A 12,319-nucleotide genomic window follows, 5' to 3' on the forward strand; every position below is an offset into this window, starting at 1 on the left:
GGACGCGCACCACGCCCTGGCTCAGGCCTCTTCTTCCACCTTGCGGCCGGTGCGCGCGCCCTTGCCCGCGGCCGATGCCTGACGGGACACGCGGTCGAGTTCGGCAGCGACCGTCTCCTGCTGGCGGTCGGGGCACTGCGTGCTGGGGCACAGCGCCTGCATGTAGTCCGCGTCGAAGCACAGGCGGTCGACCAGGAAGTCCACGAAGGCTCGCACCTTGGGCGAGGTCACGTGCCCCCTCGGGAACACCGCGTTGAAATCCAGGTCCGGGCCGGTCCAGCCCGGCAGCACGCGCCGCACCAGGCGCTGTTCGGCGTATGCCTTCACGGTGACGTCGCTGGCCAGCATCAGGCCCTCGCCGCAGAGCAGCGCGCCCTTGAGCGCCGCCGGATCGCTGGCGACCAGGATCGGATCGATGCGGTAGTCCGTGCGCTTCGCGCCGTCGCCAAGCGCCCAGTAGTAATGGCCATTGCGGCGCGACTTCTGCATGCCCAGGGTGCGGTGATGCTGCAGGTCGTCGGGATGCAGTGGCTCGCCGTGGCGCTCGATGTAGGACGGGCTGGCGTAGACCTGGGTGCGGAACACCGCCAGCCGGCGCGCCACCAGGTTGGAGTCCGGCAGGCTGCCGATGCGCAGGGCCAGATCGACCTCGCCCTCGATCAGGTCGACCTGCTCGTTGCTCAGCGAAAGTTCCACCCGCACCTCGGGATACTGGGCGTGGAACTGGCCCAGCAGCGGCGCGATCCAGGCGATCCCCGCCGAGTACGGCGCACTGACACGCAGCCAGCCGCGCGGGCCATCCTGCAGCTGGCCGACCGCGCTTTCGGCCTCTTCGAGCCCGCGCGCGATGCGCTGGCAATGCTCGAAATAGACACTTCCGGCCTCGGACAGGCCGAGCTTGCGCGTGGTCCGGTGGAGCAGCTGGGCGCCCAGGCGGACTTCGAGTTCCTGCACCTTGCGGCTGACGGTGGTCTTGGGCAGGCGCAGGGCCTTTGCCGCGGCGATGAAGCTGCCGAGTTCGACCACCTTTACGAAGATCAGGGTGTCGTTGAGATCGTGACTCATGGGACGCCTCCGGGGGCTGACCGTTCGATTGGACCGACTGAGGGACAATTATTCCCCGATTTGCCGGCTAATCAAGTGCCGCTTCGGCGCCTATCGTAGCCGTCACCCTCCTGATGGCCGATCCCCATGTCCCGCACGACACGCCGCAGCCTGCTCCGCAACGCGCTCGCCACGTTGATCGCACTCGACCTGATGGCCTTGGCATCTCTGCTTGCAAATCAATGGTTTGAAGCCAGCGCGGGGCTCACCTGGGGCATCGTGATGGCACTTTCGTTCCCGGCATTTTCGATGTCCCTGTCGACGGCAGACGCGGTGATGGCGATGGCCGACCGCTACGCCGGCGTCCCGGATGCGGGAGAGCAAATCCCTCAAACGGGACAATCCTGCGCCGCCTGATCGTCCCGAACGCCGCTGGTACCGCCGCCAGCACCGCATCAAAGGAAACCTCCCGCCATGAACACCCGCAAGCTCCTCATCCATTCCGGCATCCGCCTGTCCCTGGTCGCGATCGGCCTGGCCGTGGCGATCGTGCTGGCCACTCCGGGCTGCAGCAGCGACGCCGCCGCCAATCCCGAAGCCCCGCAGGCGCCCGAAGTCGGCGTCGCCACCGTCGTGCCCACGCCCATGCACCAGTGGGACGAGTTCAGCGGCCGCGTCGCGGCGATCGAGTCGGTCGAGCTCCGGCCGCGCGTCAGCGGTTACGTGCAGCGCGTCGCCTACGAAGAAGGCAGCGAAGTCGCCAAGGGCGACCTGCTGTTCGTGATCGACCAGCGTCCCTACCGCGCCGCACTCGACCAGGCGCTGGCCCAGCTCGAGCGGGCCCGCGCCGAAGCCGGCCACGCGCGCAGCCAACACGAGCGCGCGAAGTCGCTGATCGAAGCGCGCGCGATCTCGCGCGAAGAGTTCGAGACCCGGCGCGCCGCGACCGCCGAGGGCCAGGCCGGAGTGCACGCCGCTGAAGCCGCGGTGGCCGCGGCGCGCCTGGACCTGCAGTTCACCGAGGTGCGCGCACCGGTCGCCGGCCGCGCCGGCCGCGCCCTGGTCACCACCGGCAACCTGGCCCAGGCCGATGCGACCCTGCTCACCACCGTGGTGTCGCAGGACCCGGTGCACGTCCACTTCGAGGCCGACGAGCGCGCCTTCCTGCGCTACCAGGCGCTGGCCCGCAGCGGCGAGCGCGACGCCACCACCAATCCGGTGCGCATCGGCCTGAGCGATGAAGCCGGCTACCCGCACGCGGGCGTCGTCGATTTCATCGACAACCAGGTCGACAGCAGCACCGGCACCGTGCGTGCGCGCGCCGTGCTGCCGAATCCCGACCGCGTGTTCACGCCGGGCCTGTTCGCCCGCGTACAGCTGCGGGGCAGCGGTGAATTCGACGCCCTGCTGGTCGACGACAAGGCCGTACTCACCGACCAGGACCGCAAGTACGTCTACGTGCTGGGCGACGGCAACACGGCCGAGCGCCGCGACATCGAGCTTGGCCGCATGGCTGATGGCCTGCGCGTGGTGCGGTCCGGACTGGAGCCCGGCGACCAGGTGATCGTGAACGGCGTGCAGCGGGTCTTCTTCCCCGGCATGCCCGTGGCCCCGACCGCGGTTGCGATGACGCCTGCGGACACGGGCGACGCCGTCGCCGCCGTACCGCCCACGCCAACGCCAACGCATTGACCTCCCCGCCGGCAATGCCGGCACCTTTCGCCACCGCCCCGCCACGCGCGGGGCCCCGACCCACGTGGCCACCGCCGCGAAGGACGCCCCATGGACTTCTCCAGGTTCTTCATCGACCGCCCGATCTTCGCCGCGGTGCTGTCGATCGTGATCTTCGCCGCCGGCCTGATCTCGATCCCGTTGCTCCCGATCGGCGAATACCCCGAAGTCGTGCCGCCGTCGGTGGTGGTGCGCACGGTGTATCCCGGCGCCAACCCCAAGGTGATCGCCGAGACCGTCTCCACGCCGCTTGAAGAGGCGATCAACGGCGTCGAGGACATGATGTATCTCAAGTCCGTCGCCGGCTCCGACGGCGTGCTGCAGATGACGGTCACCTTCAAGCCGGGCACCGATCCCGACGACGCCACGGTGCGCGTGCAGAACCGCGTCAGCCAGGCGCTGGCGCGGCTTCCCGAAGATGTCCGACGGCAGGGCGTGACCACGCAGAAGCAGTCGCCGGTGTTCCTGATGGTGGTGCACCTGACCTCGCCCGAGGGCAGGTACGACACCCTGTACCTGCGCAACTACGCGCGCCTGCACGTCAAGGATGCGCTGGCGCGCCTGCCCGGCATCGGCGACGCCCAGGTCTTCGGCGGCGGCGACTACGCGATGCGCGCCTGGCTCGATCCCGACCGGATCGCATCACGCGGCCTGACCGCGAGCGACGTTCTGCAGGCGATGCGCGAGCAGAACGTACAGGTATCCGCCGGCCAGATCGGCGCCGAGCCCATGCCCGACAGCGACTTCCTCACCCTGATCAACGCCCGCGGACGGCTGGAGACAGAACAGGAGTTCGGCGACATCGTGCTCAAGGCCGGAGCTGACGGCGAGATCGTGCGACTGTCCGACGTCGCGCGCATCGAGCTGGGCGCGGGCGACTACACATTGCGCGCACAGCTCGACGGCAACAACGCGGTCGGCATCGGCATCTTCCAGGCGCCCGGCGCAAACGCGCTGGAAATCCGCGACTCCGTTATCGCGACCATGGACGAGGTCTCGCAGCGCTTTCCCGAGGGCGTCGAGTACGAAGCCGTCTACGACACCACGGTCTTCGTCCGCGATTCGATCAAGTCCGTGGTCACCACCCTGCTTGAAGCGGTGCTGCTGGTGGTGCTGGTGGTGATCCTGTTCCTGCAGACCTGGCGGGCGTCGATCATCCCGTTGCTGGCGGTTCCGGTGTCGATCGTCGGTACCTTCGCCGCGCTGTACCTGCTCGGCTTCTCGATCAACACGCTCACCCTGTTCGGGCTGGTGCTGTCGATCGGCATCGTGGTCGACGACGCGATCGTGGTGGTGGAGAACGTCGAGCGCAACATCGAGGAAGGCCTGACGCCGCTGGAAGCCGCGCACCAGGCCATGCGCGAGGTCTCCGGACCGATCATCGCCATCGCGCTGGTGCTGTGTGCGGTGTTCGTGCCGATGGCGTTCCTGTCGGGCGTGACCGGCCAGTTCTACCGGCAGTTCGCGGTCACCATCGCGATCTCGACGGTGATCTCGGCGATCAACTCGCTGACCCTGTCGCCGGCGCTGGCCGCGCGGCTGCTGAAGCCGCACGGCGCGCCCAAGGATGCGCCCACGCGGCCCATCGACCGCCTGGTCGGGTGGCCGCTCCAGAACAGGGTGTTCCGTCCCTTCAACCGCTTCTTCGGCGCCAGCTCGGAGAAGTACCAGGCCACGGTGTCGCGGACGCTTGGCCGCAGGGGCATGGTGTTCGCGGTCTACGCAGTGCTGCTCCTGGCCACCGGGCTGATGTTCCAGGGCGTGCCCGCCGGCTTCATCCCGGTGCAGGACAAGCAGTACCTGGTGGCCGGCGTGAAACTGCCCGAGGGCGCGTCGATCCCGCGCACCGACGAACTGCTGCGCAAGGTCGGCGAGATCGCGATGGACACCGAGGGCGTGGCGCACACGATCGCGTTCCCCGGCCTCAACGCCGTGCAGTTCACCAATACGCCCAACACCGGCGTGGTGTTCCTGACCCTGGATCCGTTCGCGGACCGGGAGCGCACCGCGCTCGAGATCAATGCCGAAATCAACGAAAGAATCGCCGGCCTGGATGAAGGACTCAGCTTCTCGGTGATGCCGCCCCCGATCCTCGGCCTGGGCAACGGCGCCGGCTACCAGCTCTTCATCGAGGACCGCGCCAACCTCGGCTACGGCGCGCTGCAGGACGCCACTGCGGCCATGCAGGGCGCGCTGATGCAGGCACCGGGCATGGGCTTCGCCAACACCACCTACCAGGCCAACGTGCCGCAGCTCGACGCCGAAGTGGACCGGGTCAAGGCAAAGGCGCAGGGCATGCCGTTGACCGGACTGTTCGACACCCTGCAGACCTACCTGGGCTCGGCCTACGTCAACGACTTCAACCGTTTCGGCCGGACCTGGCAGGTGATCGCCCAGGCCGACGCGCCGTTCCGCGACAGCGTGGAGGACATCGCCAGGCTGCGCACCCGCAACGACCGCGGCGAGATGGTGCCGATCGGTTCGATGGTCAACGTCAGCCAGACCTATGGCCCGGACCCGGTGCTGCGCTACAACGGCTATCCGGCCGCAGACCTCGCCGGCGGGATCGATCCGAAGGTGATGTCGTCCGCCGAGGGCATGGCCAGGGTCACCGAACTGGCGGCCGGGATCCTGCCCAACGGCATGGCCATCGAATGGACCGACCTGAGCTACCAGCAGGCCACCCAGGGCAATGCCGCGATGGTGGTGTTCCCGGTGGCGATCCTGCTGGCCTTCCTGGTGCTGGCGGCGCTGTACGAAAGCTGGACCCTGCCGCTGGCGGTGATCCTGATCGTGCCGATGTGCATGCTGTCGGCCCTGCTGGGCGTCTGGCTGACCGGCGGCGACAACAACATCTTCGTGCAGGTCGGGCTGGTGGTGCTGATGGGCCTGGCGTGCAAGAACGCGATCCTGATCGTGGAGTTCGCGCGCGAGCTCGAGATGCAGGGCAAGGACATCGTAGAGGCCGCGCTGGAAGCCAGCCGCCTGCGCCTGCGCCCGATCGTCATGACCTCGATCGCCTTCATCGCCGGCACCATCCCGCTGGTGTTGTCGTCGGGCGCCGGCGCGGAGGTGCGCTCGGCCACCGGGATCACCGTGTTTGCGGGCATGGTCGGCGTGACCGTGTTCGGACTGTTCCTGACGCCGGTGTTCTACGTCGCCCTGCGCAAGCTCGTCTCGCGCACCGGCACGCAGGCCGCTTCGGCCCGCGACGTGGACGCGGAGGTGACCCGTGCCTGAGCGCAGCCTGGCGATTCCTTCGCTCGAGGACATCCGCCGCATCTTCGACAACGACAACGACAGCCGGGCCGGCCCGCCGCCGGCGGCGCCCACCGCCGCGGACCATGCCACGCCGCGGATCGCCGACCCCATGGAGAACGACGATGACTGACTTCCGCACCGCCGGGCGGCCGGCGTTTGCTTCCACCCTCCTCGCGCTCGCGCTGGCCGCCTGCAGTGTCGGGCCCGACTACGTGCGGCCACAGCTGCCGACGCCCGAGGCATTCCACGGCGCTGTTGCCGCGGGCAGCGCGATCACGGCCACGCCGGATGCGGGTGCGGCAGCCCCGGCACATGCACAAGCACCGGCCCCGGCACCGGCACCGGCATCCACCGCGGACGATCGCTTCTGGCGTGATTTCGGCGACCCGCTGCTGGTGCAGCTCGTCGAAGACGCGCTGTCCGCCAACCACGACCTGCGCATCGCCTTCGCCCGCTACGACCGCGCCAACGCGCTGCTGCGCGGCGCAAGGCTGGACCACCTGCCCACGGTGACCGCCGATGCCGAAGCCGCCACGTCGCGCGCCAGCGCCACGCAGGAACCCGGCCAGCTGCGATCCGGGCGCGACGCCGACAGCTACAGGGCCGGCATCGCCGCGGCCTGGGAAATCGATCTGTTCGGACGCATCCGCCGCAGCATCGAGGCCGGGCGCGCGGACGCACTCGCCAGTTACGCCGACATGCAGGCCGTGCAGGTGGCGATAGCGGGCGAGACGACCCACGCCTATCTCGACCTGCGCGGCGCGCAGGAGCGGCTGCGCGTGGCCCGTGGCAACGCCGGCAACCAGCGCGATACGTTCAAACTGGTGCAGGCGCGCTTCGACGCCGGTCGCGACAGCGAGTTCGACACCGCGCGCGCGGACGCCCAGCTTGAAACGACCCGGGCCCGCATTCCCGCCCTCGAGGCGCAGGTGGCCTCTTCCATCCATCGCCTGGGCGTGCTGACCGGGCGCACGCCCGATGCGCTGGTGGAGGTGCTTGGCGAAGCCGCACCCCTGCCCGCACTGCCGGCAGTGATCGATCCGGGCACGCCCGGCGAGCTGCTGCGCAGCCGCCCCGACGTGGCCGCGGCCGAAGCCCGCCTGCACGCGGCGACCGCACGCATCGGCGTCGCCACCGCCGAGCTGTTCCCGCGCTTCACCCTGGGCGGCCTGCTTGGCAGCCAGGCAGCGGACGTGGGCGCGCTGTTCGAACGCGACAGCGGCACGCGCTTCGTGGCGCTTGGCATCGACTGGTCGTTCCTCGACGTGGGTCGCGTGCGTACGCGCATCGCCGCCGCCGACGCCGATGCCGCCGGCGAGCTCGCGCGCTACCAGCAGGCGGTCCTGCTGGCCCTCGAAGACACGGAGAACGCGCTGGTGCGCCTGGACCGCGCGCGGGCCGAGGATGCGCATCTGGAACGCGCCGCGCGCAACAGCGCGCGCGCCGCCGAGCTCGCCCGCATCCGCTTCGACGCCGGTGCCATCGGCCTGCTCGAGGTGCTCGATGCCGAACGCACCCGCCTGCAGGCCGAGGACGCCTTCGCGGCCGCGCGCACGCGCAGCGCCACCGCTGCGGTAGCCCTGTATCGCGCGCTGGCCGGCGGTTGGCCGCACCCGCTTGCGCTGGCGATGGACCCGGTGCCGGAGCCACGCTGATGGCGTACGGTTGCGGGAATGCCCAACGCCGGAACCCGCCCATGCGCCAGCTGTCCCTCGCCATCCTGTCCGCCTGCCTGGTCGCGCCGGCCGCCGCCGGTACGCCCACCGCGCCACCGGCCACCCAGGCGCTGCTGCACGGCATCGGCACCGCGCCCTCAGCCGCGCGCATCGAAGCCGACATCCGCAAGCTTGTGTCGTTCGGCACCCGCCATACCTTGTCGGAGACCGCGTCCGACACCCGCGGCATCGGCGCGGCAAGGCGCTGGATCCACGCGGAGTTCGAGCGCATCTCGGCGGAGTGCGGCGGATGCCTTGAAGTGATCGATGTCGCCGGCACCGTCTCCGGTGAAGACCGCATCCCCGAAGCCACCGAAGTGGTCAGCGTGCTTGCGGTCCAGCGCGGCACCAGCGACCCCGGCCGCTACGTGATCATGAGCGGCGACATCGATTCGCGCGTGTCCGACGTGATGGATGCCACCTCCGACTCGCCGGGTGCCAACGACAACGCCTCCGGCGTCGCCGGCACGCTGGAAGCCGCGCGGGTCCTGTCGAAGCACCGCTTCCACGGCAGCATCGTCTATGCCGCGCTCTCAGGCGAAGAACAGGGCCTGTTCGGCGGCAAGATCGTTGCCGAAAAGGCGCGTGATGACGGCTGGCGCATCGAAGCCGTGCTCAACAACGACATGATCGGAAACATCGCCGGGATCAACGGCGTGATCGACAACGGCACCGCGCGCGTGTTCGCCGAAGGCACGCGCGTGACCGAAACGCCGGACGAGGCAAGGCAGCGCCGCTTCACCGGCGGCGAGGTCGATTCGCCATCGCGCAACCTGGCCCGCTACATCGACCGCATGGCCGACCTCTACGTGCCGGGGCTCGACGTGATGGTGGTCTACCGCCTGGACCGCTTCGGTCGCGGCGGGCACCACCGTCCGTTCAACGACCTGGGCTATCCGGCGGTGCGGGTGATGGAGACCAACGAGAACTACAACCGCCAGCACCAGGACCTGCGCACGGAAGACGGCATCGCCTACGGCGACGTGATCGAGGGCGTGGACTTCGACTACGCCGCGCGCCTCACCGCGCTCAACGCCGTGAGCCTGGCGGGCATGGCGTCCGCGCCGCCGCCACCCGCGGACGTGTCGATCGAGGGCGCGGTCAGCGCCGACACCACGCTGAAGTGGATGCGCGCGCCCGCGGCCCAAGCGCCCGGCCTGGCCGGCTACCGGATCCACTGGCGGCTGACCACCGAGCCGCAGTGGACGCACAGCGTGTACGTCGGCGACGTCGACGAACACACGCTTGAGAACGTGGTGATCGACAACTGGTTCTTCGGCGTATCCGCGGTCGCGAAGGACGGCGCCGAGAGCCCGGTGGTGTTCCCGGGTGCCGCCGGCAGTTTCGGCGGCTATGGGATGCCCTGACCGCCGCGATGCCCGATCGCCGGTCCTTGCGGGCGCCGCGGTGTCCGGGGATGCCTGGCCGCACGTGGACCTGCTCACTCACCGGGCAGCGGTAGCACCTCGTCAGCGAACACCGCCACGTGCGGCGCGCCGTCGGCACCGATCCAGCCGCGATACATGCCTTCGGTATTGAAGGGGAAGGCGACGTTGCCGGCGGCGTCGATGGCGATCGCGCCGCCGTCGCCACCCGCGCGCACGACCTCGCCGTTGATCACCGCATCGGCGGCCGTCGCGATGCGATCGCCGCGATGGTGCACGCGCGCGCAGATCTCGTGCGCCGCGGCCGTCCGGATGTAGAACTCGCCCCAGCCCGTGCCCGACACCGCACAGCGCGCGTCGGCCCAGGTGCCGGCGCCGATGATCGGCGCGTCGCCCACGCGGCCCCAGCGCTTGTTGGTCATGCCGCCGGTGGAGGTGCCCGCGGCGAGGTGTCCCCCGGCATCCAGGGCCACGGCACCGACGGTGCCGAAATATTTCAGGCCGTCACGCGCCGACTCCAGGCCCGCGCCTGCTTCCGCCCCGTCCTCGGCTTCCTTCCGCAGCGCGCGTTGCAACTGCTCCCAGCGCCGTTCCGTGCGGAAGTAGCCCGGATCGACCATCTCGATGTCCTGCGCTTGGGCAAAGATTTCCGCGCCGCTTCCGACCAGCATCACGTGCGGCGAATCTTCCATCACTGCGCGCGCCAGCAGGATGGGGTTGCGCACCCGCCGCACGCCGGCCACGGCGCCGGCGCTGCGGTCGCGGCCATCCATGATCGAGGCGTCGAGTTCGTTGCGCCCGTCGTGCGTGAACACCGCGCCGCGCGCGGCGTTGAACGCAGGGTCGTCCTCGAGAACGGTGATCGCGGCGGTCACGGCGTCGAGCGCCGATGCGCCGGACTTGAGTTGCGCATGACCGGCCAGAAGTGCGCGTTCGAGCCCGGCACGCGCGGCGGACTGTTCTTCTGCCGAAAGGCCCGCGCGCACGACGCCAGCGCCGCCATGGATCGCGAGCATGGACTTTGCGGGCGCCACATTGCGGGCAGCTTCCTGCCCGTGGCTGCCCCCCGGCCCGGCCTCGCCTGCCACCGCGGCGGACACTTCCGCCAACAGCGCCAGACCGGCCAGAACTGCAGCAATGGCACCTGATCGTCGATGTCGTTTCATCTGCCTTCTCCTGGAATCGGCGCTGTCCAATGCTGCGACTGGCAGCGGCGCCACATCAGACCGTGCCGCGGTTGCGCCCTTGCCACGGCCGGTACCACTCGCGGATGCGGCGCATGTCCTCGGCCGCGTCCTCGCCCGGATGGAACAGCGGGCCGATGCCGATGATCCTGTCCGGGTAGTGGAAATACACCGGCAGCACCGGCACGTCAGCGGCACGGGCGATCTTGAGGAAGCCGCTTCTCCAGTGCTCGACCGGCTTGCGCGTGCCCTCGGGCGCCAGACCGAACCACATGCGTTCGCGCCCGCGGATCATCGCCGCCACCTGCTCCACCACGCCCGCCGAGCGGCCACGATCGACCGCGATTACGCCCAGCGCATGCAGCAGCCGCGACAGTGGCCACCAGAACAGCTCGCGCTTGCCGAGGATCCTGATGTCCAGGCCCAGGCCCAGCTTCACGGCGAAGCCCCAGATGCCGTCCCAGTTGGACGAGTGCGGGGCGGCGATCAGCACCACGCGCGGCACGTCTGGAAACTCGCCGACCACGCTCCAACCACCCAGGCGCAGGATGCTGCGACCGAACCAGCGCGCGAACCGGTTCGGCCGCAGTCGCGGCACGTTGGGCGGCAGTGCCGGAAGAATGTCCTCGCCTGGTCCCCGCATGTGCACTACCCGATCAGTCCCAGTCACGCACGGTGCGCCCACGCTTGATCGTACTGCGCTCGCGCTTGGCATCCAGGCGCCTGGCCTTGGCGGCGCGGCTTGGCTTGGTGGCCACGCGCTTCTTCGGCGCCGCGCGGCCCGATTCGATGAACGCCGCCAGCCGCTCGCGCGCATCCTGGCGGTTGCGGTCCTGGGTGCGGAAACGCTGGGCGTTGAGCACCAGCACGCCGTCGTCGGTCAGCCGGCGATCGCGCTTTGCGAGCAGGCGCTCGCGCACCGCTTCGGGCAGTGATGGCGAGTTGGCGACGTCGAAGCGCAGCTCGACCGCGGTCGCGACCTTGTTGACGTTCTGTCCGCCGGGACCCGAAGCGCGCACGAAGCGCTCGATGATTTCGGCGTCCGGGATCTCTATGGCGGATGGCGTGGATGTCATGGGCGTCCGGAATGGATGGCCGGCGCGACGGTCAGCGCGGTCCCGCTTCGGCAGCCGGCTCGACATCCGGCGATTGCGCGAAGAATGCCAGCGCGCGTGCGAACTCCGCGTCAGGCGGCGCGGCCACGTGCACGCGCCGCGTCGGATCCCCAGGATGCGGGAACGACAGCTGCTCCGCGTGCAGCAGCATGCGGTGGATGCCGAGCATGCGGAAGCTGCGGTTGTGGCGGCCGTCGCCGTGGCTGGTGTCCCCGATCAGATGGTGCGAGAGGTGTTTGAGGTGGCGACGGATCTGGCGGAAGCGGCCTGTCTGCGGCCTTGCGCGCAGCAGCGCGTAGCGCGAGGTCTCGAAGCCGGCGGAGGGGATCGGCAGTTCCGCGTCAGCGAGGCGCTCGAAGCGGGTTACGGCCGGCTTTTTCAGCGGCTTTCCGGGGCCGCCGTCCAGCGGATGGTCGACGGTGAACGCCGCGTCCGCGGGCCAGCCGCGGCAGACCGCCAGATAGGCCTTGTCGACCTCGCCGGCCATCAGCGACTTGCCGAGTGCGGATGCGGTTTCGCGATCGAAGGCCAGCAGCAGGCAGCCGCTGGTGGCGCGGTCCAGGCGATGGACGAGGAAGATCGGCCTGCCGAACTGCGCACGCAGGCGATCGGCAGCGAAGTCGTTCTCGCCGCGCGCGAGCCTGCTGTCGTGGACCATCAGCCCGGCGGGCTTATCGACCACCGCGAAGGTGTCTTCCTGATGGATGACGGCAAGGGCCGTGGGGGGAGATGCTGAGGCGAGACCTGCAGTTGTGGGATCACCGGCAGCTATGGAATCAGCCGCAGCTGTGGGATCACCTGCGTTTGGGGGAGGGGCCTCGATTGTGGGAGCGGCTATAGCCGCGATTGCTCTCCCATCGCGGCTATAGCCGCTCCCACAGGGG

General features: G+C 69.7%; 11 protein-coding genes. 6 read left to right on the forward strand and 5 right to left on the reverse strand.

Going from position 1 to position 12,319, the window contains the following annotated elements; translation table 11 throughout:
- Window positions 1-21: 21 nt before the first annotated feature.
- Complete coding sequence (locus tag WCE39_RS12830; RefSeq protein WP_343277073.1) at window positions 22-1,065, reverse strand: LysR family transcriptional regulator; 1,044 nt, start codon at window positions 1,063-1,065, stop codon at window positions 22-24.
- A 126-nt stretch (window positions 1,066-1,191) separates the two neighbouring features.
- Here WCE39_RS12830 and WCE39_RS12835 point away from each other — a divergent pair, with 126 nt between their 5' ends.
- The 6 genes from WCE39_RS12835 to WCE39_RS12860 all read left to right on the forward strand — a co-directional run bounded on the left by WCE39_RS12835 (window position 1,192) and on the right by WCE39_RS12860 (window position 9,118).
- The gene (locus tag WCE39_RS12835) at window positions 1,192-1,461 is read left to right on the forward strand and encodes a hypothetical protein (RefSeq protein WP_343277074.1); all 270 of its coding nucleotides are present in this window, start codon (window positions 1,192-1,194) and stop codon (window positions 1,459-1,461) included.
- 57 nt (window positions 1,462-1,518) lie between these two features.
- Window positions 1,519-2,736 carry an efflux RND transporter periplasmic adaptor subunit gene (locus tag WCE39_RS12840; RefSeq protein WP_343277075.1) on the forward strand — a complete coding sequence of 406 codons (1,218 nt, stop codon included), beginning with the start codon at window positions 1,519-1,521 and terminating at the stop codon, window positions 2,734-2,736.
- Window positions 2,737-2,826: 90 nt separating this feature from the next.
- Complete coding sequence (locus WCE39_RS12845) at window positions 2,827-6,015, forward strand: efflux RND transporter permease subunit (protein ID WP_343277076.1); 3,189 nt, start codon at window positions 2,827-2,829, stop codon at window positions 6,013-6,015.
- Window positions 6,008-6,166 (forward strand): hypothetical protein, encoded by a 159-nt coding sequence (locus WCE39_RS12850; protein ID WP_343277077.1) that lies wholly within the window; start codon window positions 6,008-6,010, stop codon window positions 6,164-6,166. Before WCE39_RS12845 ends, WCE39_RS12850 begins: the two co-directional genes overlap by 8 nt.
- Window positions 6,159-7,691, forward strand: a complete 1,533-nt coding sequence (locus tag WCE39_RS12855) for an efflux transporter outer membrane subunit (protein ID WP_343277078.1) — start codon at window positions 6,159-6,161, stop codon at window positions 7,689-7,691. Before WCE39_RS12850 ends, WCE39_RS12855 begins: the two co-directional genes overlap by 8 nt.
- 41 nt (window positions 7,692-7,732) lie before the next feature.
- Entirely contained in the window at window positions 7,733-9,118 is a 1,386-nt protein-coding gene (locus WCE39_RS12860) for a M28 family metallopeptidase (protein ID WP_343277079.1), read from the forward strand.
- A 74-nt stretch (window positions 9,119-9,192) separates the two neighbouring features.
- On the opposite strand, the gene WCE39_RS12865 is transcribed toward WCE39_RS12860, so the two are convergent.
- From WCE39_RS12865 to WCE39_RS12880, 4 genes are all read right to left on the reverse strand, one after another.
- Complete coding sequence (locus tag WCE39_RS12865) at window positions 9,193-10,152, reverse strand: isoaspartyl peptidase/L-asparaginase family protein (protein WP_343277086.1); 960 nt, start codon at window positions 10,150-10,152, stop codon at window positions 9,193-9,195.
- A gap of 205 nt (window positions 10,153-10,357) precedes the next feature.
- Window positions 10,358-10,963 (reverse strand): lysophospholipid acyltransferase family protein, encoded by a 606-nt coding sequence (locus WCE39_RS12870; RefSeq protein WP_343277080.1) that lies wholly within the window; start codon window positions 10,961-10,963, stop codon window positions 10,358-10,360.
- A gap of 13 nt (window positions 10,964-10,976) precedes the next feature.
- Window positions 10,977-11,396, reverse strand: coding sequence for an alternative ribosome rescue aminoacyl-tRNA hydrolase ArfB (arfB, locus tag WCE39_RS12875; protein WP_343277081.1), 420 nt, complete (start codon window positions 11,394-11,396; stop codon window positions 10,977-10,979).
- Between the two features lie 31 nt (window positions 11,397-11,427).
- The gene (locus WCE39_RS12880; RefSeq protein ID WP_449284047.1) at window positions 11,428-12,258 is read right to left on the reverse strand and encodes a pseudouridine synthase; all 831 of its coding nucleotides are present in this window, start codon (window positions 12,256-12,258) and stop codon (window positions 11,428-11,430) included.
- Window positions 12,259-12,319 lie beyond the last annotated feature (61 nt).

The organism is Luteimonas yanweni, assembly GCF_039548475.1.
Classification (GTDB): domain Bacteria; phylum Pseudomonadota; class Gammaproteobacteria; order Xanthomonadales; family Xanthomonadaceae; genus Luteimonas.